At 71.4% G+C, this 24595-nt stretch carries 24 protein-coding genes; 13 read left to right on the top strand and 11 right to left on the bottom strand.

Annotated elements, in window-relative coordinates; genetic code table 11:
- Positions 1-9: 9 nt before the first annotated feature.
- Positions 10-984, top strand: coding sequence for a class 1b ribonucleoside-diphosphate reductase subunit beta (gene nrdF, locus RKD05_RS12555; protein WP_022878813.1), 975 nt, complete (start codon positions 10-12; stop codon positions 982-984).
- Positions 985-1186: 202 nt separating this feature from the next.
- A complete protein-coding gene (locus RKD05_RS12560; RefSeq protein ID WP_424710416.1) occupies positions 1187-1639 on the top strand; it encodes an ester cyclase in 453 nt (150 codons plus the stop codon).
- Between the two features lie 64 nt (positions 1640-1703).
- On the opposite strand, the gene RKD05_RS12565 is transcribed toward RKD05_RS12560, so the two are convergent.
- The 5 genes from RKD05_RS12565 to RKD05_RS12585 form a co-directional block, all read right to left on the bottom strand.
- A complete protein-coding gene (locus tag RKD05_RS12565) occupies positions 1704-1880 on the bottom strand; it encodes a YegP family protein (protein WP_424710417.1) in 177 nt (58 codons plus the stop codon).
- A 73-nt stretch (positions 1881-1953) separates the two neighbouring features.
- Complete coding sequence (locus tag RKD05_RS12570) at positions 1954-2880, bottom strand: nucleoside hydrolase (RefSeq protein ID WP_424710419.1); 927 nt, start codon at positions 2878-2880, stop codon at positions 1954-1956.
- On the bottom strand, positions 2877-3716 hold the full coding sequence (locus RKD05_RS12575) for a PfkB family carbohydrate kinase (RefSeq protein ID WP_424710421.1): 840 nt from the start codon (positions 3714-3716) through the stop codon (positions 2877-2879). Before RKD05_RS12575 ends, RKD05_RS12570 begins: the two co-directional genes overlap by 4 nt.
- An 80-nt stretch (positions 3717-3796) precedes the next feature.
- Positions 3797-4300, bottom strand: a complete 504-nt coding sequence (locus RKD05_RS12580; protein ID WP_424710423.1) for a hypothetical protein — start codon at positions 4298-4300, stop codon at positions 3797-3799.
- A 7-nt stretch (positions 4301-4307) separates the two neighbouring features.
- Positions 4308-5333 carry an FUSC family protein gene (locus tag RKD05_RS12585; RefSeq protein ID WP_424710424.1) on the bottom strand — a complete coding sequence of 342 codons (1026 nt, stop codon included), beginning with the start codon at positions 5331-5333 and terminating at the stop codon, positions 4308-4310.
- 284 nt (positions 5334-5617) lie between these two features.
- On the opposite strand from RKD05_RS12585, the gene RKD05_RS12590 reads away from it, so the two are divergent.
- Positions 5618-6082, top strand: a complete 465-nt coding sequence (locus RKD05_RS12590) for a DUF3817 domain-containing protein (protein WP_424710426.1) — start codon at positions 5618-5620, stop codon at positions 6080-6082.
- Positions 6083-6298: 216 nt separating this feature from the next.
- On the opposite strand, the gene RKD05_RS12595 is transcribed toward RKD05_RS12590, so the two are convergent.
- Genes RKD05_RS12595 through RKD05_RS12605 form a run of 3 tightly spaced genes read right to left on the bottom strand, consistent with a single transcriptional unit; the run spans position 6299 to position 8349 of the window.
- On the bottom strand, positions 6299-7399 hold the full coding sequence (locus RKD05_RS12595) for a class I SAM-dependent methyltransferase (protein ID WP_424710428.1): 1101 nt from the start codon (positions 7397-7399) through the stop codon (positions 6299-6301).
- A gap of 11 nt (positions 7400-7410) precedes the next feature.
- Positions 7411-7560 (bottom strand): hypothetical protein, encoded by a 150-nt coding sequence (locus tag RKD05_RS12600; RefSeq protein WP_166671746.1) that lies wholly within the window; start codon positions 7558-7560, stop codon positions 7411-7413.
- Positions 7561-7584: 24 nt separating this feature from the next.
- A complete protein-coding gene (locus RKD05_RS12605) occupies positions 7585-8349 on the bottom strand; it encodes an EI24 domain-containing protein (RefSeq protein ID WP_424710429.1) in 765 nt (254 codons plus the stop codon).
- 60 nt (positions 8350-8409) lie between these two features.
- On the opposite strand from RKD05_RS12605, the gene RKD05_RS12610 reads away from it, so the two are divergent.
- From RKD05_RS12610 to RKD05_RS12630, 5 genes are all read left to right on the top strand, one after another.
- Entirely contained in the window at positions 8410-9243 is an 834-nt protein-coding gene (locus RKD05_RS12610; RefSeq protein ID WP_424710431.1) for a hypothetical protein, read from the top strand.
- 105 nt (positions 9244-9348) lie between these two features.
- Positions 9349-11877 carry an ATP-dependent Clp protease ATP-binding subunit gene (locus RKD05_RS12615; RefSeq protein WP_424710433.1) on the top strand — a complete coding sequence of 843 codons (2529 nt, stop codon included), beginning with the start codon at positions 9349-9351 and terminating at the stop codon, positions 11875-11877.
- A gap of 237 nt (positions 11878-12114) precedes the next feature.
- Positions 12115-12996, top strand: a complete 882-nt coding sequence (locus tag RKD05_RS12620) for an LLM class flavin-dependent oxidoreductase (RefSeq protein ID WP_424710435.1) — start codon at positions 12115-12117, stop codon at positions 12994-12996.
- Complete coding sequence (locus RKD05_RS12625) at positions 12993-13769, top strand: LLM class flavin-dependent oxidoreductase (RefSeq protein WP_424710437.1); 777 nt, start codon at positions 12993-12995, stop codon at positions 13767-13769. Before RKD05_RS12620 ends, RKD05_RS12625 begins: the two co-directional genes overlap by 4 nt.
- Before the next feature lie 39 nt (positions 13770-13808).
- Positions 13809-14213, top strand: coding sequence for a DoxX family protein (locus RKD05_RS12630; protein WP_424710439.1), 405 nt, complete (start codon positions 13809-13811; stop codon positions 14211-14213).
- A gap of 110 nt (positions 14214-14323) precedes the next feature.
- Here the strand turns inward: RKD05_RS12630 and RKD05_RS12635 are convergent, their stop codons facing one another.
- Positions 14324-15967, bottom strand: coding sequence for a RecQ family ATP-dependent DNA helicase (locus tag RKD05_RS12635; protein ID WP_424710440.1), 1644 nt, complete (start codon positions 15965-15967; stop codon positions 14324-14326).
- A 290-nt stretch (positions 15968-16257) separates the two neighbouring features.
- On the opposite strand from RKD05_RS12635, the gene RKD05_RS12640 reads away from it, so the two are divergent.
- Positions 16258-17847 carry an ATP-dependent DNA ligase gene (locus tag RKD05_RS12640; protein ID WP_424710442.1) on the top strand — a complete coding sequence of 530 codons (1590 nt, stop codon included), beginning with the start codon at positions 16258-16260 and terminating at the stop codon, positions 17845-17847.
- A 13-nt stretch (positions 17848-17860) separates the two neighbouring features.
- Complete coding sequence (locus RKD05_RS12645; RefSeq protein ID WP_424710444.1) at positions 17861-18478, top strand: hypothetical protein; 618 nt, start codon at positions 17861-17863, stop codon at positions 18476-18478.
- 60 nt (positions 18479-18538) lie between these two features.
- On the opposite strand, the gene RKD05_RS12650 is transcribed toward RKD05_RS12645, so the two are convergent.
- Both RKD05_RS12650 and RKD05_RS12655 read right to left on the bottom strand, forming a co-directional pair.
- Positions 18539-19402 (bottom strand): NYN domain-containing protein, encoded by an 864-nt coding sequence (locus tag RKD05_RS12650; protein WP_424710446.1) that lies wholly within the window; start codon positions 19400-19402, stop codon positions 18539-18541.
- Between the two features lie 42 nt (positions 19403-19444).
- Entirely contained in the window at positions 19445-20428 is a 984-nt protein-coding gene (locus tag RKD05_RS12655) for a Gfo/Idh/MocA family protein (protein ID WP_424710449.1), read from the bottom strand.
- A 121-nt stretch (positions 20429-20549) separates the two neighbouring features.
- Here RKD05_RS12655 and RKD05_RS12660 point away from each other — a divergent pair, with 121 nt between their 5' ends.
- From RKD05_RS12660 to chvE, 3 genes are all read left to right on the top strand, one after another.
- Positions 20550-21872 (top strand): M20/M25/M40 family metallo-hydrolase, encoded by a 1323-nt coding sequence (locus tag RKD05_RS12660; protein ID WP_424710451.1) that lies wholly within the window; start codon positions 20550-20552, stop codon positions 21870-21872.
- A 146-nt stretch (positions 21873-22018) separates the two neighbouring features.
- On the top strand, positions 22019-23053 hold the full coding sequence (locus RKD05_RS12665) for a LacI family DNA-binding transcriptional regulator (protein ID WP_424710454.1): 1035 nt from the start codon (positions 22019-22021) through the stop codon (positions 23051-23053).
- Positions 23054-23369: 316 nt separating this feature from the next.
- Positions 23370-24473 (top strand): multiple monosaccharide ABC transporter substrate-binding protein, encoded by a 1104-nt coding sequence (gene chvE, locus RKD05_RS12670; protein WP_051038748.1) that lies wholly within the window; start codon positions 23370-23372, stop codon positions 24471-24473.
- The last annotated feature ends 122 nt before the right edge of the window (positions 24474-24595 follow it).

Raw genomic sequence — 24595 nt, forward strand, 5'->3', positions numbered from 1 at the left:
GAGGACACCATGGCTGAGAAGCTGCAGCTGCTGAACCACGTTCAGGCCATCAACTGGAACCGCATCCAGGACGACAAAGACCTCGAGGTCTGGAACCGTCTCGTCAACAACTTCTGGCTGCCCGAGAAGGTGCCGCTGTCCAACGACATCCAGTCGTGGAACACGCTGACGCCCGAAGAGCAGACGCTGACGATGCGGGTCTTCACCGGCCTGACGCTGCTCGACACGATCCAGGGCACCGTCGGTGCGGTCTCGCTCATCCCCGACGCGATCACGCCGCACGAGGAGGCGGTGTACACCAACATCGCGTTCATGGAGTCGGTGCACGCGAAGAGCTACTCGTCGATCTTCTCGACGCTGTGCTCGACGAAGGAGATCGACGAGGCGTTCCGGTGGTCGACCGAGAACGAGTTCCTTCAGAAGAAGGCGCACATCGTCATGGACTACTACCGTGGCGACGACCCGCTCAAGCGCAAGGTCGCCTCGACCCTGCTGGAGTCGTTCCTGTTCTACTCGGGCTTCTACCTGCCGATGCACTGGTCGAGCCGCGCGAAGCTCACCAACACGGCCGACCTGATCCGCCTCATCATTCGTGACGAGGCCGTGCACGGCTACTACATCGGCTACAAGTTCCAGCGCGGTCTGGAGCAGGTCGACCAGGCCCGCCGCGACGAGATCAAGGACTACACGTTCTCGCTGCTCTACGAGCTGTACGACAACGAAACGCACTACACGCAGAGCCTCTACGACTCGGTGGGCCTCAGCGAAGACGTGAAGAAGTTCCTGCACTACAACGCCAACAAGGCGCTGATGAACCTCGGCTACGAGGCGATGTTCCCGTCGTCGGTGACGAACGTGAACCCGGCGATCCTGTCGGCCCTGTCGCCCAACGCCGACGAGAACCACGACTTCTTCTCGGGGTCGGGTTCGTCGTACGTCATCGGCAAGGCCGAGGCGACCGAGGACGACGACTGGGACTTCTGATCCGGTCCTGACAGAGGCCCCGCGCGAGTGATCGTGCGGGGCCTCTGCCGTGCTTGCTGGCACCCGCCGGCGAGAGCCGACGGACGCTTCGGACAGGGGTCCTGGCCTGATCGCGCACGATTCCCCTCGCATGTCACGACGAGTGCGAGCCTGATCGCGTCCCCTCTTTCGGGGTGGATCCGCGAAGATCGGAGAACGGACGATGGACGACGACACTCCCGACGGCATCGATCGAGACGCCGCTCAGGTCCTGGTCGGGAGATGGCTCGAACTCTGGAACGGCGAGATCGAGATCGCCGACGAGATCATCTCTCCCGACAACCGCGTGCACGCCGCACTGTTCGACGGCGGGGACGGCAGCGCGGTCGGGGGAGTGTCGGGCATGAAACAGCTCGTCTCGCAGCTGCGGTCCCTGCTCACCGACCTGGTGTTCTCGGTCGAGGTCGGACCCGTCATCGACGGTGATCACGTCGCGATCCGCTGGGTCGCCACCGGGCATTATGGAGGGGCGATGCCCGGCGCAGGCGCGCCCGCGGGCACCGAGGTCACCTTCCACGGAACGGACATCCTGCGCCTGCGCGCGCACCTCGTCGTCGACTACTGGTTCAACGCTGATTCGCTCGACCTGATGGGTCAACTGCGCGTCGGCGGCTGACGCGTCTCGGCCCGTGGTCGAGACCCGCGCCCGGCCCGGAACCGCGGGGGGACGCGGGCGCGGATCAGGTCAGATCGTCGGTCTCGGAATCCGCGTTCGCCTTCACCGAGGCGATCCCGTTCAGAGCGGATGCCTTCGACTCGTAGGCCTCGCTCACCGCGATGACCTGCCCGTTCCCCGCCTTCAGGCGGAAGCGGAACTTGCCCGCCTTGTCGCTGTACAGCTCGTACTTGCCTGCCATGGTTCCTCCCCCGTTGGAGTTCCTGTGAACGGGGACATCATGGCGCTGCCGAACGCCTAGCGCAACGACCGGATCAGCCCGGCCACTCCCGCGCCTCCAGCCGCCCGAGCAGCACCTCGACGGCCGACCCCTCCATGCCGCGGACCCAGCGCTGCGTGGACGACGCGCGGGACGACACGGTGCGCCCGCGTTCCCCGCCGATGAGCCGCACCTCGACCTGCCCCGAGGCGACGCTGACCCCACGCAGCACGCCCGCCGCCACCATCGCCGCGAGCGGATCGTGCAGCGCACAGCGGCGGTCGGGGAAGACGCGGCCCTCGTAGAAGTCGAGGTAGGTCGGCAGCATCGCGGCCAGCGCCTGCGGGACGGCGCCCGGGATCGCTTCGAGGCGCACGAGGTCGGTGGCATCCAGGGTCTGCGTCATCGTGACGTCGAGGGGGACGAGGGTGGTGTCCCAGTCCTGCGCGAAGACCACCGCGGCCGACTCGGGGTCGTTGTGGATGTTCGCCTCGGCCCACGCCGTCACGTTGCCGGAGTGGCCGAACGCGCCGCCCATCACGACGAGCCGGTCGAACGCGGCGACGCCGGGCGTCTCGGCGTAGGCGGCGAGGTTCGTCAGCGGCCCCAGAGCGAGGACGGTGAGATCCGGATGCCGCTCAGCCAGGTGGTCGATGAGTTCGACTGCGGCGCGGGTATCGGGGGAGCGGTCGGCCGCGGCCCACGCGATGCCGCCGACGCCATCCTCGCCGTGCACGTGTGGGGCTCCGCCGGCGTAGTCGCGCCCGCGGAAGTCGTGCGCGCCCACGGCGACCGGGATGTCGTGAACCCCGGCGAGATTGAACAGCGAGATGGTGTTGGCGGACGCGCGGGCGGCATCCGTGTTCCCGGAGACCGTCGTGACGCCCACGATCTCGACCGCGGGCTCGGCCAGCAGGTACGCGAGGGCGAGGGCGTCGTCGATGCCGGTGTCGCAATCGACAAGGATCGGGCGGCGGCTCACGCGGACACCCCGTAGGCGTCGAGGGGCTGCAGATCGGGTTGCGACGCATCGTCTGCGACGGCGGCAGCCCCGACAGCGCACGCGCGCGCGAGGGCGACCTCCTCAGCATCGCCGCGCAGCAGACCGACGACCAGCGCCGCGCAGAACGCATCCCCGGCGCCGACGGTGTTGCGGACTGTCGTGGACACGCCGGGCGCGGACGCGACCAGCTCGCCGTGCCGGTACAGCCGCGCGCCCGCGGCTCCGAGCGTCACGCACAGCAGGGGAGCATCGTGTACCTCCGGGAGCTGCGCGTACTCCGTTTCGTTGACGATCACGAGGTCGGCCTGCTCGAGTACGCCGGCGGGGAGCGGGCGCGCGGGGGCGGCGTTGAGGGCGAAGAACCCGGCGGCGTCCGCGGCGGCCGAGATCACGGCATCCGAAACCTCCAACTGGGCGAGCACGGCGGAACCGGGGTCGATCCCCAGGGCGTCGGCGTCGATCGCGGCGTTCGCGCCGGCACAGACGACGATCGAGTTCTCGCCGGTGGCATCCACGACGATCAGGGCGGTGCCGGTGGCGGCGTCGGCGGTCTGCACGGTCGACGCGTCGACCCCGATGGATGCCAACTGCTCGCGGACACCGCGTCCGTCGAGGTCGTCTCCGACGGCGCCCACCAGGCGCACCGCGGCGCCGAGGCGGGCAGCGGCGACGGCCTGGTTCGCACCCTTGCCGCCGGGTCCGCGCTGCAGCACGCCGTCGGCGACGGTCTCGCCGGGGCCGGGTGCACGCTCGACGCGGGCGGTGAGGTCGACGTTGATCGCGCCGACGACGGTGAGTCTCAGCGGGGTCGTCATTTCTCCACCGTCCCCAGCGCGGCGGTGGGCGAGAGAGGGAGGGGCGTCGATGGACTCACGAGGATCCACCCTGGCATGTTTCAGTGCAGCAGCAGCTTCGCCGTGATGAGAACAGCCGCCACGATCGCGGCTCCCACGGCCGTGAGCAGCACGGCGACCACGGAATATCCGCGCAGGCGCGCACCCGCCGTGGCGACCACCACGAGGTAGGTCATCGCCACCGCGACGCCCCACAGCAGCGCCGTCGACAGGGCCACGCCCGTCGCCGTGAGCACCACGACCACCAGGAGAGGGGCGAACGTCGCGGAGATCATCGGGGCGCTGACGCGAAGGTGATGCGTCACCACCTGCCCCGGCCGGCGAGCGGACACGTCGCCGAGGGAGTACGCGAACACGTGGGTCGCGAAGTACACGAGGTTGGTCAGCACGACCACCGCGATGACCGTGCCGAGGTCGGTGTCGCTCAGACCGAACAGCGTGGATGCCGAGATCAGGGCGCCGTAGCATCCCGCACTGATGCGTTCGGCGGCGTCCCGTCCGAGCGTTCGAGAGGAGCTGGCGCCGGTGTCGTCGGGGGTATCCATGGCATCCTCACCCTAGCGACGCGCGTCGACGCAGCGCCGCCGAGACGATCGCGACGATCGTTCCGACAGCAACGCCGATCACGGTCTCGAGCACGCGATCGCGCAAGAGCGCGTCGGGTGCGGCGGGCGAGGCGAGCGAGATCATCAGCAGCGCGAGCGGGGTGATGAACACCATCGCGATGCCGTAGTTGCGGCCGACGAACAGCTCGGCCCCGACCTGCATCACGACGGCGGCGAGCAGGACCGCCCACGGCGGAAGGTTCAGCGCGAGGAGACCCGCGGCGATCAGGACGCCGACGAGCGTCCCGACGAGGCGCTGGACGCCCCGGATGAGCCGCGCGGTCACGTGCGCGCCGCCGACTGCGGCGACCGCACCGACCATCGCCCAGTACCAGTGCGAGCCGATCAGCAGCACGCCCGCGACGCCCGCGAGGAGCGCGGCGACACCGACCGTCGCGGTCATCTCCCACGCGACCGGGCCGATCGGCGGAGTCTGCCGCGACGGGAGCCGCCACGACCCGCGCCGCACGAGGACGAACACGGTCGTGACGAGCAGGCTCCACAGCACGCTGCTCACGCCGACGAGCAGCACGAGGCCGAAGGTCGCCGTGGTGGCCGGGAAGCTCGCGCAGGCCCCCGCGGCGAACACCGTGAACAGTGCGCCGGGTGGATGCCATTGCGCCCGGTACGCGAACAGCGTCACGGCCGCGGCGAGCAAGGCGACGACGATGACGCTCGCGAGCGCAGGTGCGGACACGGCCGACAGCAGCGTTCCGAGCAGCATCGACAGGACCAGGATGCCACCGGCTGTCGCCTGCATCCGGACGCGGCGACGCGGCGGGTCGAGGCGTCCGTAGAGCGCGGCGAACGCGCCGAACGAGGCGTAGACGCTGAGGTCGAGGCGTCCGATCAGCAGGAGGACCAGCAGCGGGACGCCGACGCTGAGCGCGGCCCGCGCCGCGACCCGGTGCGCGCCGCCGTGCGGCCCGATGCGGATGACCCCGGTCCACACGCGTCCCCGGGATTCCGCCACCCGACCAGCCTACGCGGCGTCTGCGGGGGTCAAGCCCCTGGCGGGGGTGCGAGGGTGCCGGTGGACTGGAGAGATGGATACCGAACACGAGAAGCCGCCCATCGACCCCGGTCCCGAGCCCGACACGTCGACCGCGGCCGAGGGCGAGAAGTCGGATCCGACCCTCGATCACGACGACGAGCCGATCGAGTGAGGGCGGGCTGCCTCGACGTCGAGACGTCCGGAGGGTGACCGCGCGGGCGCGTCCGTAGGGTGGAGAGCCCCGGCCCCGAACGAGGAGAGACGTGTTCCGCACGCCCCTGACCCTGTTTCGCACGCTCGCGATCGCCGAAGCGATCTCGTGGACGCTGCTCATCGCGGGATTGATTCTGCGCGCCACCGCCGACCTGGCCGTCGCGGTCACGATCGGGGGTGGCATCCACGGTTTCGTGTTCCTCGCGTACGGCGCGACGGCGGTGCTCGTCGCGCTGAACCAGCGGTGGGGGCTCGGGCCGGCGGCGGTGGCGATCGTCAGCGCCGTGATCCCGTACGCCACCGTCCCGACCGAGATCTGGCTGCAGCGCACGGGTCGGCTGCGCGGAGCGTGGCGGCTCGACGCGGGCGAGGACCCGCGCGATCAGCGGCCACCCGACCGGTTGCTGCGCTTCTTCCTGCGGCGGCCGTGGGTGCTCGGCATCCTGATCCTGCTCGCCGTCGCGCTCATCTTCGTGGTGCTGCTGGTGGTCGGCCCGCCGGGCGGCAAGGGCTGATATCTGTGGCGTATGTCCCACTTTTGGCGGCTGCGGTGGTCGCAGCCGACTATATATGGGACATGCACCGCAATAAGTGGGACGCGGGGGCAGGCGACAGTCCAGGGGAAGCATGTCCCACATAGGGCTGGATGCCGGGTCGTCAGCCGACCACAGTTGGGACATGCACCGCCATAGGTGGGACGAGGGTGTGTGCCAGGCGGCACAGGCTGAGGCTCAGCGGCGCGTCGACACCGTGACCGTGAACTTGCGGTCGCGGGCGACCTGACGCGTCGGGCCCACGAGGCGCTCGAGCGCGGGGCGGTACTGCAGCGCGGAGTTCCACACGGTCCACAGCTCCCCGCCGGGCGCGAGAACGCGCGCGGCGTCAGCGAACATCCGCGGCGCGATGCCCTCGGTGATCGCACCACCGCTGTGGAACGGCGGGTTCAGCGCGATGAGGGACGCGCTGGCATCCGGACGCGCCGCGAGCAGGTCGTCGCGGACCACCTCGACGCGGTCGCCCACGCCGTTGGCCGCGGCGGTCGCGCGGGCCGAGGCCACCGCGGCGGCGGAGCGGTCCGTGGCGAGGATTCGGACGGATGGATGCCGCAGCGCCCACGCCGCGGCAACGACTCCGGTGCCGCACGCGAAGTCGATCGCGCCATCGCTCGGGTCGGGGAGGTGGGTGAGGAGGAGGCGCGTGCCGATGTCGATCGATGCGCCCGCGAACACACCGCCGAACGCGCGCACCTCGAGGCCGTCCACCGTGGCCGCCTCCGGCTGCGGGTCAGCGCCGTCGTGCGGGCCGCGCGCGACGAGCACGCGCGACTTCTGCCGCGCGTGCGTCACGTCGACGCGGTCGAAGCGCGCGCGCAGCACGTCGTTCATCGCGACCGTCATGTGCTTGAGGCGTCCGCCGGCGAAGACGACGACGTCGGGGTGCGCGTGCGCGGCGATGACTCCGGCGATGTCGTCGAGCGCGCGCAGGGCGCGGGGGAGCCGGAGCAGCACGACCCGCGCGTCGCGGACCAGGTCGGCATCCAGGGGGTGATGTGTGAAGGTGCCGTCGAGTCCGGCGCGGGCGGCGTTGGCCTCGAGCGCTCGCTCGCCGGTGAGGGCGTCCTGGTGGACCCGGATGCCACGCGCCCCGGTCGCGGCAGCGGCGAGCGTCAGGGCGCCGTACGCGTCATCGATGACGACGAGGCCGCCCTCGGGCGCATCGGCCCGGGCGGCCTCGGATTCGTCGAGGATCAGGCGGTCGGCGGCATCCACCGCGACGAGGTCCGGACCCTCCAGGTCGGGCCAGCGGCGGAGGTCGTCGAACGAGAAGGGCACCGAGTGGGGGATCAGCGGGTGCCGAAGTGGAACGGCAGCGCGAGGGAGGCGGCGACCAGCAGGATGCCGAGGGCGAAGAACAGCGCGGGCGCGGCGAGCGAGAACGACAGGCCGGTGAGCAGCATGCCGCCGACGAACAGGATGAGCGAGACGATGAACATGGGGATCCCTTCGGTCGGTCCAGGTTATCGTGCCGCGTCGGACGCCCGGTCCGCCGTGCCGGTCGTCTCGCGCAGCGCGGCGTGCGTCCAGAGGGTGCTGCCGGCCACCGCGGCGGGCATCACGGCGACCGCTCCGAGCGGAACGAGGAAGCACAGCTGCGTCGCGACGCCGAAGCCGAGCGCCCGCGCCCGGTTGTCGCGCAGCACGGCGCGACGGGCGCGGCGGTCGAACCCGCGGGCGGAGAGGGCGCGCGAGGTCAGTTCGTCGGCGAGGAGCCAGCCGGTGAGCAGCAGGCCGACGAGGAAGCCGAGGACGCCGCCGACGAAGGGGATGAGGCCGAGGAGCCACGCGGCCAGCGCAGCCAACGCCCCGCGGAAGATGAGGCGCACAGCATCGCCGGCGGCGCGCCAGAAGCCGTAGTCGGCATCCGGGATCCGTCCGGTGGCGGTGAGCTCGGTGGCGCGCCAGATCCGGTCGTAGAACGGCTCGCCGACGGCGAGGGTCACCGCGGTGAAGGACACGATCGCGAGGAACGCAGCCGCGCCGAACGAGGCGACGACGATCGCGGTGCGCAGGACGGTGGCCCACAGCGGGTCCCACGTGTTCGCGAAGGGGGTCCAGTCGTCCACGACCTCGCCGAGGAGGACGCCCCAGCCGACGAGCGCCGCACCGAGGACGAGGGCCACGAGGAACCCGGGGATGAGGCCGAGCGCCATCGCCCCGGGGGAGCTTCGCCACTGGCCGAGGCCGCGGAGGAGCATCCGGGCGCCCTGGAGGAACTCGCGCATCCGGGCATTCTTGCAGAGCGCCGCGGTCGCGACGTCGGGGGTGGCTGTCAGGATGCCGCTATGCGCATCCGCACCACGTCGACGCAGCGCACCTACCGATACGTGCGTCTGACCATCCTCGCCGCGACGCTGCTCGTCGCCGTCGCGGTGACGGTGGAGGAGATCGTCGGGGGATCGCTGCCGTCGCTGAGCGCGGCGTACTACACGCCGGCGGGGCCGGTGTTCGTCGCGAGCCTCTTCGTCGTCGCGGCGGCGTTCGTCGCGCTGTCCGGACACAGCGTCGAACAGGGGCTGCTCGATGTCGCCGCTGTGCTGGCGCTCGTCATCTCCGTCGTGCCGACGACGGTGGAGGCCGAGGTGTGCGGCGCTGCCGTCCGCTGTGTTCCGCCCGCCGTGCTTCCCGCCGTCTTCAACAACGGCGTGAGCGTGGCATTCGTGGTCCTCGTCGGGGTGGTTGCGGGGGTGGTGCTGTCGATCGTGCAGGGGACGATGTCGCGCGGGGTCGCGGTGACCGCGGCGGCGGTGGTCGTGGTGGTCCTCGGATTCGGGACGTGGGCGCTCGTCGCTCGCGACGCGTTCCTCCTCTTCGCGCACAACGCGGCGGCGGTGGGCTTCTTCCTTCTCATCGGTGCCGTGGCCGCGATCGCCGCGTGGCGTCCGCAACGGGCACCGGAGCGGTTCCGCCCCGCGTATGCGGCGGTGGCGATCGGCATCCTGGTCGCCCTCGTCGGACTCGCGGCCACCCTCGTGCTGGCCGTCGGGGGAGTGGACGTCACCCGCCCGGTGCCGTGGGTGTTCCTCGGTGAGGCAGCGGCTCTCGTGCTGTTCGCGGTGTTCTGGCTGCTGCAGACCGTGGAGCTGTGGAACGAGCCGGATCCGCGGCTTCTCGCCTGATCCGTTCGCCGGGAATATCCTCGGAGCCCTCCCGTTGAACTTGATACGCAGCCACTCAAGTAAGAAACTTGAGTCGACTCCACTCACGTATCACAGGAGACGGAATTGCCCGAAGATGTCACCCCCGGCGCCGGGGACAACGGCGCCCAGTCGTTCGACGAGTTCCTCGCGCGTTACCTCGCCGGTGAGCGGGCGCGCGCCGAGCGTTCGATCGACCTCAGCCGGTTCCTGAGCGCCCGCACCCAGGAGGCTCTGCAGGAGGCCGGCCGCTACGCGCTCGGCCGCGGCCAGCGCGAACTCGACGCGCTGCACGTCTTGCACGTCCTCGTCGGACAGGCGCCCGCACGCGACGCCGTCGCGCGTCTCGGCGCCGACCCCGCCGCGATCGCCCGCGCCGCCGAGAGCCGCCTTCCGGCCGCCGGTCCCGCCGCGGACGTCGACGGTGCCGTCGTGGCGGGATCGGTCCAGCGCGCGCTGTTCCACGCGTTCCAGGTCGCCCGCGCCGCCGGGTCGACCTACGTCGACCCCGACCACCTGTTCTTCGCTCTCGTCCTCGCGCAGGACGCCCCCGCCGGGCAGATCCTCGCGCAGGCCGGTGTCACCGCCGAGGCTCTGACCCAGGGCGTGCGCGAGACCGTCGTCGGCGGCGAGCAGGCCACGGCGCCCGAGGAGACGGCATCCACGACCCCGAATCTCGACCGGTTCGGCACCGACCTCACCGCGCTCGCCGCGTCCGGCCGCCTCGACCCGGTGATCGGCCGCGCCGACGAGATCGAGCAGACCATCGAGATCCTGAGCCGTCGCACGAAGAACAACCCCGTGCTGATCGGTGAGGCCGGCGTCGGAAAGACCGCCGTCGTCGAGGGACTCGCCCGCGCGATCGTCGAGGGCGCCGTGCCCGAGCAGCTGCGCGACACCCGCGTCGTCTCGATCGACCTCGCCGCGATGCTCTCCGGCGCCCGCTACCGCGGCGACTTCGAGGAGCGTCTGACTCAGACGATGGACGAGATCGCCGCACAGTCCGGCAAGCTCGTCGTCTTCATCGACGAGGTGCACACCATCGTGGGCGCCGGTGCCGGTGGCGAAGGCGCGATGGATGCCGGAAACATCCTCAAGCCGCGGCTGGCCCGGGGCGAGCTGCACCTCATCGGTGCCACGACGCTGAAGGAGTACCGCACGATCGAGAAGGACCCCGCCCTCGAGCGGCGTCTGCAGCCCGTGCGCGTCGGCGAGCCGTCGCTCACCAATGCCGTCGAGATCCTGCGGGGCCTGCGCTCGGCGTACGAGGAGCACCACTCCGTCACCTACACCGACGACGCGCTGCGCGCCGCGGTGGAGCTGAGCGACCGGTACCTCCCCGACCGTGTGCTGCCGGACAAGGCGATCGACCTCATCGACCAGGCCGGCGCGCGTCTGCGCCTGCGCCTCGGCGTCGCGGTCGACACGACGGCCCTCGTCGAGCGGCTGGCCGTCCTGGAAGCCGACAAGAACGCCGCCGTCTCGGCCGAGCACTACGAGGAGGCCTCGCGCATCCGCGACGAGATCACCGCGGTGCAGGAGCGCCTGGCGACGGCGACGTCCGCCCCCCGTCCCGATGCGGTGGTCGACGAGCCCGAGATCGCCGCGGTGATCAGCCGGTCCACCGGCATCCCCGTGTCGCGTCTGACCGCCACCGAGCGCGGCCGCCTGTCGCACCTGGAGGACGACCTGCACGGCCGGGTCATCGGACAGGATGCCGCGGTCACCGCGGTCGCCAAGGCCGTGCGCCGCAACCGCACCGGGCTCGGCGACGAGCGTCGGCCGGTCGGATCGTTCCTGTTCCTCGGACCCACGGGCGTGGGCAAGACCGAGCTGGCGAAGGCGTTGGCAGGGTCCCTTTTCGACGACGATTCCGCCGTGATCCGCTTCGACATGAGCGAGTTCGGCGAACGGCACACCGTGTCGCGCCTCATCGGTGCCCCTCCCGGATACGTCGGCTACGACGAGGCCGGACAGCTCACCGAGCGCGTGCGCCGGAACCCCTACTCCGTCGTGCTGTTCGACGAGATCGAGAAGGCCCACCCCGACGTCTTCACGCTGCTGCTGCAGGTGCTCGACGACGGACGCCTGACCGACGGCCAGGGGCGCACGGTCGACTTCCGCAACACCGTCATCGTGATGACCTCGAACCTGGGCAGCGAGTACCTGGCATCCCGTTCGGGAGCCATCGGGTTCACCACGACCGGACGCGACTTCGCCGACGACGACCTGCGCGACCGCGTCATGGGCAAGCTCCGCGAGGCGATGCGGCCCGAGTTCCTCAACCGCATCGACGACATCGTGATGTTCCGCAAGCTCGAGAAGGAGCAGCTGCGCGACATCGTCCGGCTGCTGCTGGAGCGCACGTCGAAGCGCCTCGCGTCGCGCGAGGTGTCGCTCGAGGTGACGGATGCCGCCGTCGACCGCCTCGCCGAGGTCGGGTACGAGCCCGAGTATGGGGCGCGGCCGCTGCGCCGGGTCATCCAGCGCGAGATCGACGACCGCATCGCCGACCTGTTCGTCGCGGGAGAGCTCGTCGACGGGGGAGCCGTGACCGTGGATGCCACGGACGCCGGGTTCGTCGTGCGGGCCGCCATGGAGGTGCTCGCCGCGTAAGTCGCGGCGTCAGGCCCTCGGGACCTTCGGGTCCCGGGGGCCTTTCGCTGTGTCGGGGCGCCGTAGGGTGCGGGCCTGGCACGCTCAGCAGCGACGCGAGTGCATGTCCCACTTTTGGCTGCCGCGGGGCCGTCCAGGCAGCCAAAAGTGGGACATGCTGCGCCAGAGACGGGACGCGCTGTGATGATGCCACTCTGCCCCTGCCGCAATGTCGGTGGGGCAGGGCAGAGTAGAGGCATGAGTCGTATCGGCACGATCTTCAGCCCGTACCCCCATCCCCCCGAAGAGCTCCGCGAGGCGGCGCGCGTCGCCGAGGGCGAGGGCGTCCCCGAGTTGTGGCTGTGGGAGGACTGCTTCCGCTCGTCCGCGTGGGCCGCCGCGACCGCGGCGCTCGCCGCCACCGACCACCTCCGCGTGGGCGTCGGCATCGCGCCGTTCCCCCTCCGCAACGTCGCGGCGTCGGCGATGGAGGTCGCGACCATCGAGCGCATGTTCCCGGAGCGACTCCTCCCCGGTTTCGGTCACGGCGTGCAGGACTGGATGCGGCAGATCGGCGCCAAGGCCGCCTCGCCGCTCACGCTCATGCAGGAGCAGCTGCCCGCGTTGCGCAGCCTCCTCGCCGGCGACACCGTGACGACCGAGGGGCGGTACGTGAAGCTGCGCGACGTGTCGCTGGACTGGCCGCCCGTCGTCGCGCCGCGGGTTTACGCGGCGGCGGAAGGTCCGAAGACGCTCCACCTCGCGGGTGCGGTGGCCGACGGCGTGATCCTCGACAGCCGCCACACCGTGGAAGAGGTCGCCGAAGCCGTCCGCACGGTCCATGCCGGCTGGGTGGAGGCCGGTCGGGAGGGTAAGCCCGACGTCGTGGCGTACGTCCTGACCGCGTTCGGGCCGGGCGCGTCCGACCGCGTGGGCGCGGTGCTGAAGGACCGACCGGATGCCGCCGACCGGGCGCTCGCGGGATCCGTCGGCGACATCGCCGAGGGCGTCGCGCGGTTCCAGGCCGTCGGCGTCGACGATGTCGTGCTGCTGCCCACCGACGACGTCGATCTGCACGTGTTCTTCTCGGCCGTCGGCCAGGTCGCCGCCGAGATCCCCTCCGCCGGGGGCGTCTCGTGAGTCGGGGCGTCGTCTCCATCGGCTTCGCCGGCACGCTCGGTCCCGACGCGGTCGCCGAGATCGCCCCGTCGGTCGAGGCAGCCGGGTTCCACACGCTGTGGATCAACGACACCCCCGACGGCGATGCGCTCGCGGCGCTCGCCGCGGCCGCCCGGGTCACTCGGACGCTCCACCTCGCGACGGGCGTCGTGCCCGTGGACCGGCGGCCCGCCGCGCAGATCGCCGCCGAGGTGGCATCCCTCGCTCTTCCGCTCGATCGCCTGACGCTGGGCATCGGCTCGGGCATCGCGAAGGAGGGGGCGCTCGCCCGCGTGGGCGAGGCGATCGACGTCCTGCACGATGCGGGGATCCCGCGCGTGCTCGTCGGCGCGCTCGGGCCGCGGATGCGGCGGCTCGCCGTCGAGCGCGCCGAGGGCGTCCTGCTGAACTGGGTGCCGCCGATCGAGGCGGCCGAGCAGGCCGCGGCCCTGCGCGAACTCGCGCCCGACACCCATGTCGCCGTCTACGTGCGCACCGCGATCGTCGACGCCGCGCGCGCGAGGCTCGACGCCGAGACCGCGCGGTACGCCTCGTTCCCGAACTACGCCGCGAACTTCGCCCGGATGGGGGTGGATGCCGCTGACACGACGATCCGCGATGTCACCGATCTCGGCCCCGCGCTCGAGGCGTACACCGCCGGGGTGGACGAAGTGGTGCTGCGCGCGATCGTCCCGGAGGACACCGTCGCGGAGTACGTCGAGTTCGTGCGGCGCACCGGTCCGACGCCGCTCTGACCCGACCCGGGGGCCGTCGCCGGATGGCAGACTGACCGGATGCCACGACGTCGAGGTGCCCCGGTCCGTTCCGTCGCGCGCGGCGCGCTGGCCCTGCTGCTGGTCGCCGCGGGGATCAGCCACGTCACGTGGGGTCGCCGCGGGTACCGGATCGTCGTCCCGGACTGGGCGACGAAGATGCTGCACACGGACAAGGACGCCATCGTCGTGGCATCCGGGGCCGCCGAGGTGCTCCTCGGGGTCGGGCTGGTCGCGCTGCCCCGCGAGCGTCGCCGGGTCGGGGCCGCCGTCGCGGCGTTCCTCGTCGCCGTCTTCCCCGGCAACGTGCACCAGTGGCGCACCGGCCGCTCCGCTCCGGGGCTGAGCACGGACCGCGCGCGCTTCGCGCGGCTGTTCCTGCAGGCGCCGCTCGTGGCCTGGGCGTGGTGGTCGACGCGGGAGTGACCCCGGGCCTCCCGGGTTTGGGGCGTCATCCGCGGTTTGGGGCGTAAATCGCGCGCCCCAAACCGCGAAATGCGCCCCAAACGGCGGTGTTCCCCGCGCCGCGGCCCGGGCTACGCGGCGTCGCCGAGTTCCAGGATGCCGCGGTCGAACGCGGCACGAGCGAGCACCTTGTAGCCGTGGTCGGGGAAGAACACCGTGAGCCGGTCGGCCTCGACGGCCATCACCGTCCCGGTTCCCCACTCGTGGTGGTCGACCACCGAGTCGACGCGGAGGTCGTCGGGGTCGGCGTCCGCGCCGGCGAGGGGAGTGGCATCCGCACCGTCACAGCGATCGCAGGTGCCGCAGCGCTCGGGGGCGGCGACGCCGAAGTACTCCAGAAGCGCGCGCCGCCGGCAGTGGACGGTCTCCGCGTAGCCGCGCATGATCTCGATGCGGGACGCGCGGACGCGCTCCTCGGCGTCGTCGCGTTCGCGCACCGCGGCGACGGCATCGCCTGCGGAGACCTTCGCCGCCGCGGAGATCCCCTCGGGGCCGGACACGGCCAGCCCGCACGCCACGAGCTGCGTCAGTACCCGCCCGATGGCGCGGGTCGAACGGCCGCTCTCCGCGGCGAGGTCCTTCGCGCGGACCGGGACGTTCCGGTGCACGAGCGCGTCCCACACGCCCGCGATGTCGGCGCGTCGGCTGTGCCCGCCGGCGAAGAACGACCGCAACGAGAAGTCCTCGGCGCGGTAGTGCAGAACGGCACGCGCGGGCTGCCCGTCGCGCGCGGCGCGGCCGATCTCCTGGGCATACGCGTCCAGTGACTCGGTCACATCGGCGTGGATGACCCATCGCACGTCCGACTTGTCGACGCCCATCCCGAACGCCGACGTCGCCACGACGACGTCGAGCTCGCCGGCGCTCCAGGCCGCGTGCACCTCGTCCCGCCGCTTCTGCGCCATCCCGCCGTGGTACGGCGCGGCCCGGCGCCCGTGTTCGGCGAGCTCCGCGGCGTACGCCTCGGTCGCCTTGCGTGTCGCCACGTAGAGCAGCGTGGGGCCGTCGGCATCCCTCACGTCCTCCAGGACGGCGCGGCGCTTGTCGGCGTCGTGCTCGTGGCGACGGACCGACATGTGGATCTCGGGGCGATCCATGCCGCGCACCTCGAGGTGGGGATCGCGCATGCCGAGGCTGGCGACGATGTCGTCGCGGACGGGACCGGATGCCGTGGCCGTCAAGGCCAGCACGGGAGGGTGCCCGAGCGCGTCGACGGCGTCGCCGATGCGCGCGTACTCGGGACGGAAGTCGAAGCCCCACGCGGACACGCAGTGCGCCTCGTCCACGACAACGAGCCGGACATCAGCCTCCTTCAGGCGCTCGAAGACCTCCGGATTCGCGAGCTGCTCGGGCGCGAGGAACGCGTACACCGGGTCACCGCTCTCGATCGCGGCCCAGGCCGCGGTGCGCGCTCTCGCGCCGGTGCGCGAGTTCAGCGCGACGGCCGCGGGTGCGTCGGGAGCGGCGTCGATCGAGGCGATCTGGTCGCGCTGCAGGGCCAGAAGTGGCGAGATCACGACGGTCACCCCGCCCAGCTCGCATCCCGCGATCTGGTACACCGCCGACTTGCCCGCACCGGTCGGGAACACGACGAGCGTGTCGCGCCCGCCGACCACGGCGTCGATCGCCTCGGCCTGTCCCGGCAGCAACGCGTCCCATCCGAATGCCTCGCGGGCGGTGCGGGCGGACTGTTCGGCGGTGGCGGGAGCGTTCATGGGACCTCGTTCTCGGGGGAGACACCAGCACACGCCACCGCGCGCCGAGGTCGTCGGGGGTTGCGGAGCCGGGCGGCGTGTGATCCGCGGTGCGGCGTCGCGGCCCGCCGGTGGGCCCGCCGCACCGGTTGCTTCGGCCGCGGCCTCCCGGTCGCGATAAACGCGATTCGCGGCAGTAAACGGGCAGCCAAGGCGTTTCCCTCCGGAGATCGCGTTTCTCGGTGATGGCATCCGGAACGTCCGCGCGCAAGCCGACCGGCGATGTCGGAGGGGGATGCCAGGATGCCTCCATGCTCCTCGGTGAACTGCAGGTCGCGCTGGCGACGGCGGCGGCCACGCGCTCGCGGCTCGCGAAGGTCGACGCGCTCGCCGACGTGCTGGGCCGCCTCGCACCGGACGAGGTCGTGCCGGCCGTGGGTCTGCTCACCGCCGCGCCGCGTCAGGGGCGCCTCGGCATCGGGTGGCGCACCCTCGCCGCGCGCGGAGGGGCGCACGCGGAGTCCGCGTCGCTGACCGTCGCCGATGTCGATGCGGCGTTCTCGCGCCTGGTCGAGATCTCCGGCAGCGGATCGGCCGCGGCGCGGACCGCGGTGCTCGACGACCTCGCTGCCCGCGCCACCGCCGACGAGTGGGACCTCCTCGTCCGCGTGATGACGGGCGAGCTGCGGACGGGCGCGCTGGAGGGCGTGCTCCTGGATGCCATTGCCCGAGCCGCCGATCGCGACGGAGCCCTCGTCCGACGCGCCGCCATGCTCTCCGGCGACCTCGGCGAGACCGCGGCCGTGGCCCTGGGCGGAACGACGGAGGAACTGGCATCCATCGGCCTGGTCGTCGGCCGCGGCGTGCAGCCGATGCTGGCCTCGACCGCCGCGTCGGTCGCGGAGGCGCTCGAGGTTGCCGGGCTCGCGTCGGTGGAATACAAGCTCGACGGGGCGCGGGTGCAGGTGCACCGTCACGGCGACGAGGTGCGAGTGTTCACGCGCACGCTCGCGGATGTGACGCATCGCGTTCCCGAGATCGTCGAGGTCGTGCGGGGGCTGCCGGCGACCGACGTGATCCTCGACGGTGAAACGCTGTCGCTGGATGACGACGGGGCTCCGCGACCCTTTCAGGACACGATGGCGCGCTTCGGCGCCGAGACGGCGCGCGAGATCGCGCTGCGTCCGTGGTTCTTCGATCTCCTGCACGTCGACGGAAGGGATCTCATCGACGAGCCGCTCGCAGTACGCCGCGGCGAGCTCGAGCGGGTCGCGCCCGGGTTCCGGATCCCGTCTATCGTGACCGACGACCCGGTGGCGGCGGAGGAGTTCGCGCGGGATGCGCTGCGCGCCGGACACGAGGGCGTCATGGTGAAGGGCGTGGATGCCACGTACACCGCGGGGCGGCGCGGCAAGAGCTGGCTGAAGGTCAAGCCCGTCCACACGTTCGACCTCGTCGTGCTCGGGGTCGAGCGGGGGTCGGGACGCCGGTCGGGATGGCTGTCGAATCTGCACCTCGGCGCGCGCGACCCCGAGGGCGCCTTCGGTGAGCCCGGCGGTTTCGTGATGGTCGGGAAGACCTTCAAGGGCCTCACCGACGAGCTGCTGCGATGGCAGACGGCGCACTTCGCCGAGCGCGAGATCGGCAGTGTTCCCGGTGGCATCCGGGTCGTGCCCGACACCGTCGTCGAGATCGCGATCGACGGGGTCCAGCGCTCGACGCGGTATCCCGGTGGCCTGGCGCTGCGCTTCGCACGGGTGAAGGGGTATCGGCCGGACAAACCCGCCGCCGAGGCCGACACGATCGACACGCTCCGCACGATGCTGCCCGGTGCGGGGACGGTTCCCGCGCAGGCGGGTGCCGCGTCGGACGAGCAGGGCGCTGCGCCCGAGGAAGGATGACCCGACGAGCCGCGTGCCCTGGCTGGATGGCGAACTCGAATACCGGAGCTTCGGGACCCCGGGCGCCCCGCGCGCGGTCGTGGTGCTGCGGACGGGCGACGTCTCGACCATCGATCCGGATACGCGCGTGACCTCCGGCTTCGACGTGCGGATCGTCGCGGTGGGCCTGGATGCCCCCGAGCTGGAGGATCCGCCGGCCTTCGGTGGCCAGACTCCCGCGGGTCTGACGCTCGACGCTCTGCGCGGACTCCTCGAACGCGAGGCTCCCGGAACATCGGTGGGTCTCGTGGGGGAGCGGTCGGCGGGACCGATCGCGATCCACCTCGCGGCCGTCATGGGTTCGATGGTCGACCGGCTCGCGATCGTCGGGGTGGAGAGTCCGTCCGATCCGCTCAGCCGCGACCTGCACACCCCGCTCCTCGACGACGTCGTCGCCGACACCCTCGTCGTGGTGGGTGGCGACGGCCCGGCCGGCGTGCACGACGGCGAGTGGTACGCCCGTCGCATCCGCGAGGCACGGCTCGAGGTCATCGACGGCGACGACCTCGACACGATCAACGGACACGTAACGCTGTCGGCGGTGTGGGGGAGCGTCCTCGCGCACGTGGCACCGGGCGCCGAGCGGCGCTGACCCCGTTACGCCGAGTGCCGAGCGGCGCTGACCCGTTACGCCGGGCGCAGCCGGTGCGGCTCAGGCCGCGCGCGGCACCGGCCGGACCTGCACGATGTTGGAGTCCTCGTCGACCTCGACGTGGTCGGTCTGCGCCTTCAGGAAGTCCGAGAAGCTGCGGAACCCGAGCGCCTTCTCGCTGAACGACGGGTCGAGCCGCTTCATGAGGTCCTTCACGGCGGAGGCGTGCAGCCACTCGCCGTCCGCGCGCTCGCCCTCGAGCTGCATCGCGCGTTCGAGAAGGTTGACCGCGGGGTCCTGCGAGCGCTTGCGAGCTCGGGGGCGGGTGGGCGCGGCATCCTTCTTCGTGTCGGCGAGCTTCGGGATGCCGGGCAGCGCGTCGTAGTTGTCGAATCGGTCGCACGCGGATGCCAGCGACTTCGCCGTCGACCCCGCGACGCCGATGCCGACGACGTAGCGTCCGAGGCGCTTGCACCGCTGCGCGAGCGGGACGTAGTCGCTGTCGCCCGCGACGATGACGACGTGCGAGAGGTCGGGAAGGCGGAACATGTCCTCAACGGCATCCACGGCGAGGCGGATGTCCGCGCCGTTCTTCGCATATGCCGCGGCGGGAAACAACTGCACCAGGTCGACGGCGCGCGCGACGAGCTGCGAGCGGTATTCGGCGTTGACCGGGGCAGACCAGTCCGCATAGGCGCGGGTGAGGACGAGGGTTCCGAACGATGCCGCGTAGTCGATGATCGCGCCGACGTCGATCGTGGCCTTCGTCAAGCGCTCCGCGATCTCGGGGTCGATCGGGTTCTCGGCGATCTTCTGCCGGTCGCGCGAGTAGGAGTTCCGACCGTGGACGCGGTCGTACCAGGACATCACGATGTTGTCGAAGTCGAGGTAGACGGCGACGCGGGCGTTCTGAGGATCCGGCATGCTCCCAGTCTCTCCCGCGGGGCGGGGCGGCGGGTAGCCCGCTCAGCGTCCGCCGGGGTAGACCACACCGATCTGTCGGCGGACCTCATCGAGCACGCCCATGATCGTGACCGTGTCGTCGATCGACAGCACGTCGCTCGAGGTCGCGCCCGTGGCGACGAGGCGTTCGGCGGCCAGCGCCTGGAACTGCATCCCGCGTCCGTCGACGGATCCGTCGAACTCCTCGATGATCGCGCCGTCGGGGCCGACGACCCGGAAGGTCGTCGGGGTGTACCAGACGCGGTCGATCTCGATCCGCGCCTCGGTCCCGACGATCTGCGCGACGTTCATGCCGGCGCCGCGCGACGACGACACGGTGGTCGAGAGGGCGCCACCGGGGTGGACGAACACCGTCGCCACCTCGGCGTCGCTGCCGGCATCCGAGAGCCGGGCGGAGGCCGTGATGCTCTCGGGCAGACCCAGGACGTCGATGGCGAAGGACACCGGATAGATGCCGAGGTCGAGCAGCGCCCCGCCGCCGAGCTCGAGGGCGTTGAGGCGGTGCTGCGGATCGGTGGAGATCTTCTGCGTGTGGTCAGCGGAGACGACGCGGACCTCGCCGAGGGTGCCGGCGGCGAGGATCTCGCGGATCCGCACCATGTGGGGCAGGTACCGCGTCCACATCGCTTCCATCGCGAGGAGCCCCTTCTCGGCCGCCCGGTCGCGGATCGCGGCGGCTTCCTCGGCGTTGAGCGTGAAGGGCTTCTCGACGAGCACGTGCTTGCCGTGGTCGAGGGCGAGCAGCGCGTTGTCCACGTGTCCAGGGTGCGGCGTGGCGATGTACACGATGTCGACGTCCGGATCGGCGACGAGGTCCTCGTAGGAACCATGCGCGTGCGGGATGCCGTACTGATCGGCGAACGCTCGCGCGCTCTCGATCGAGCGCGAGCCGACGGCGGTGACGTCGAGACCCGCGGTGCGGAGGTCGGAGGTGAAGGCGTGCGCGATGCCGCCCGTGGCGAGGATGCCCCAGTGCAGTCCGGTCATGGCTCCACCGTATCGGTGGGTGCGCTCCCGCGGACGCGGGCGGACGCCGAGCGCAGGACGGATGCCCCGCGCAGGACGGACGCCCAGCGCAGGACGGATGCCGCCCGCGTAGGCTCGCGTCATGACGCCCGTCGAGCGCTTCCGCGAGCTGTTGGCCATCCCGACCGTGTCGCACGTCGACACCGCGGACACGGATTTCGCGCGATTCGAGGAGTTCCGCGCGGCGCTCGAGCGGCTGTACCCGCGGGTGCACGCCCACCTCGAGCGCGAGATCGTCGCGGGCCACGCACTGCTGTACCGCTGGCGCGGGGAATCGCCGACCGATCCGCTGCTCCTCCTCGCGCACCAGGACGTCGTCGACACCGCCGGGCAGCCCTGGACGCGCGACCCGTTCGCGGCCGCGGTCGAGGGGGAGGGGATGGATGCCACGATCTACGCCCGCGGAGCGATCGATGACAAGGGCGCGCTCGTAGCGATCCTCGAAGCGGTCGAGGACGCACTTGCCGAGGGCGTCGTCCCGCGCACCGACGTGTGGCTCGCCTTCGGGCACGACGAGGAGACGCTCGGCGAAGGCGCGCGAGCGATGGCCGCGCTGCTCGCGGGCCGCGGCGTCCGGCCGGCGCTCGTCCTCGACGAGGGCGGTGCGGTCGTGGAGGGGGCGCTGCCCGGCGTCTCCGCGCCGACGGCGATGATCGGCGTGGCCGAGCGCGGCACCGCCACGTTCGACCTGATCGCCCGGGAGGCGGGCGGTCACGCCTCGACGCCGCCGACGTTCCCGGCTACCGCGCGCCTGGCTCGCGCGATCGGCCGGGTGCAGCGGCATCCATTTCCCCGACGGCTCGTGCCGCCGGTGCGCGCCATGCTCGCAACCGCGGCCGCGCACGCCCCCGAGCCGCTGCGGACCACTTTCCGCCGCGCGGCGCTGACGGCCCCGCTCCTCACGGCGGCCTTCGCGTTCCTCGGGCCCGAAACCAACGCGCTCGTGCGCACGACCGCCGTCGTGACGCGCCTCGAGGGTTCCGCGGGCGACAACGTCCTGGCGACGACGGCGCGCGCGACCGTCAACGTCCGGCTGCTGACGGGCGAGTCGATCTCGGATGCCGCGATCCACCTGCGTCGCGCGATCGCCGACCCGCTCATCGACATCGAGCTGCGCCACGGCGGCGATCCGTCTCCGGTGTCGCCGTGGCAGGGTGCCGCGTGGCGGCGGCTGGCCGCGGCCGTGGGGGAGACGCTCGGCGAGGACGTCGTCCCGCTGCCGTACCTGCAGCTCGGGGCGAGCGACAGCCGCTTCTACACCGGCCTCACCGACCACGTGTACCGCTTCGCACCGTTCCAATTGACGCGCGCCGAGCGCGACGCGCTGCACGCCCCCGACGAGCGGATCCGCGTCGAGGTGTGGCTGCGCGGCATCCGCTTCTACCGCGCCCTGCTGGCATCCTGAGCCGGCGTGTCGGCAGCGTGCAGTCTCGCGGTCGAAGGAGCCCCGCAGAGCCCAGAGCCGCCCCGACGGCAACGGTGCCGCATCCGCGTCGGCTATTCTCGTGTGACCGGTCACGACACGATCGGCGACGCAAAGAAGCGAGATCGATGAGCGAGACCGACATCCCGGATGCCGCGGCCAAGGCGCCGAGTATCCGCGACGTGGCACGTCTGGCGGGCGTCTCGTATCAGACCGTCTCGCGCGTGATCAACAACAGCCCGCAGCTGCGCCCCGAAACGGCGGCGCGCGTGCGCGAGGCGATCGCCGAGCTGAAGTTCGTGCCGAACCAGGCCGCCCGTGCCCTGGCGACCAGCCGCACGCGCCTGATCGGCGTGTTGGGGCCGCGCACGACCACCCACGGCGTCTCGTCGATGGTGCAGGCGGCGGAGTCCGCCGCGCGCCGGGCCGGCTACCGCCTGACGTTCACCAATCTCGGCACGAGTGCCCCCGACGACGTCCGCGCGTCGATCGACCACCTTGTCGCACAGTCCATCGAGGGGCTCATCGCGGTCGCCCCGCAGACGCGGGTCGTCCCCATCCTCGACGAGATGAAGCTGCCGGTGCCGGTGCGCATCGTGTCCTCCACGGGGCCCGCCACCCCGACCGCGACGTTCAACGATCAGGTCGCCGGCGCTCGCGCGGCGGTGCGCCACCTGGTCGACCTCGGGCACTCCCGCATCCTGCACATCGCCGGCCCGCGCGACTGGCTCGAGGCCGACCACCGGATGCGGGGATACCTCGCCGAGATGGACGCGCAGGACCTGTCGCCGCGCCCGCCGATCCTGGGGGACTGGTCGGCGCAGTTCGGTTTCGAGGCGGGGCTGGAGCTTCTCCGGACGGAGGATGCCACGGCCGTCTTCGCGGGCAATGATCACATGGCCCTGGGCTTCATGCATGCCGTCCGGGCGATCGGGCGATCCGTTCCGGAGGACATCTCGGTGGTCGGTTTCGACGACGTCCCCGAGGCCGCGCACCTGTGGCCGCCGCTCACGACGATCCGCCAGGACTTCGCCGGAATCGGCCAGCGCGCGATGTGGGATCTCCTCACTGACCTGGGTGTTTCTCACGAGGGTCAGTCGATGCCGGAGCCCGACCATCTGCGCCTCATCGTCCGCTCGTCGACGGCTCCGCCGAACCGCTGAGACGTCACGGTTTGGCAACGGCTGGTCACTGTGCGCACAGGGACTTGACAGCCACGGCGATCAGCGGGGTAGCATCGCACACACAATGTGAACGGTCACATCACCGCCCACACCACGCCGACGGGACTCGCTGCGGAGCGACTCCGTCGAGACGAAGACGTTTCGAACGATGCGCTACACCCGCTTCGCCGATCGGCCTCGTTTCGCCCCGCCGGCCGCGTGAACGGCGTGCCGTCCGCGCTGCAGCGGTCGGCTCCGCGGGGGAGAGGCCGTGACATCCAACCCAACGAAGGGAACCAGAGTGAAGAAGCACAGCATGCTCAAGGCGATCGCGGGAGCGGGCGTCCTGGCGCTCGGCATCGGCCTCGCGGGCTGCGCGGGCGACCGTACCGGCAGCGGCGGCGGCGACGCGCAGGAGGCCGGCGGCACCATCGGTGTCGCGATGCCCACCCAGCAGTCGGAGCGGTGGATCGCCGACGGCAACAACGTCAAGAAGCAGCTCGAGGACCTCGGCTACCAGGTCGACCTGCAGTACGCCAACGACGACATCCCCACCCAGGTCTCGCAGATCGAGAACATGATCTCCTCGGGCGCGAAGGCCCTGATCATCGCCTCGATCGACGGCACCACCCTCACCGACGTGCTGCAGCAGGCCGCCGACGCGAAGATCCCGGTCATCGCGTACGACCGCCTCATCAACGGCACGAAGAACGTCGACTACTACACGACGTTCGACAACTACAAGGTCGGCGTGCAGCAGGCCACGTCGCTGCTCACGGGCCTCGGCGTCCTCGACGCTTCGGGCAAGGACACCGGCGCCGCCGGCCCCTTCAACATCGAGCTGTTCGCCGGTAGCCCCGACGACAACAACGCCACCTTCTTCTGGAAGGGCGCGATGGACACGCTCAAGCCCTACATGGACAAGGGCACGCTCGTCGTCCCCTCGGGCCAGACCGAGTTCGGTCAGGCGGCGATCCTCCGCTGGCTGCCCGAGACCGCGCAGAAGCGCATGGAGAACATCCTCACGGTCATCGGCGGCACCAAGCTCCAGGGTGTGCTCTCGCCCTACGACGGTCTCTCGATCGGCATCATCTCGGCCCTGACCTCGGGCGGCTACGCGGCCAACGCGCTGCCGGTCATCACCGGTCAGGACGCCGAGGTCGGCTCGATCAAGTCGATCATCGCGGGTGAGCAGTACTCGACGATCTTCAAGGACACGCGCGAGCTCGCCAAGCAGGCCGTGACCATGGTCGACGACATCCGCAAGGGCACCGAGCCCCAGGTCAACGACACCGAGACCTACGACAACGGCGAGAAGGTCGTTCCCTCGTACCTGCTCGAGTCGACGATCGTCACGAAGGACAACTACGAGAAGGTTCTCGTCGACAGCGGCTACTACACCGCCGACGACCTGAAGTGATCCCCGCGGGAGGGCTGCGTTCTGCGCGGCCCTCCCGCACCGCCTCCGCCGCGACCGACTCCTCGGGCGCGGCGGAGGCCCCTGTTCCCTCACCCCCACCCGGCGCAGAGCCGGTCCTGCAA

Source organism: Microbacterium sp. SLBN-111, assembly GCF_049739645.1.
Taxonomy (GTDB): Bacteria; Actinomycetota; Actinomycetes; order Actinomycetales; family Microbacteriaceae; genus Microbacterium.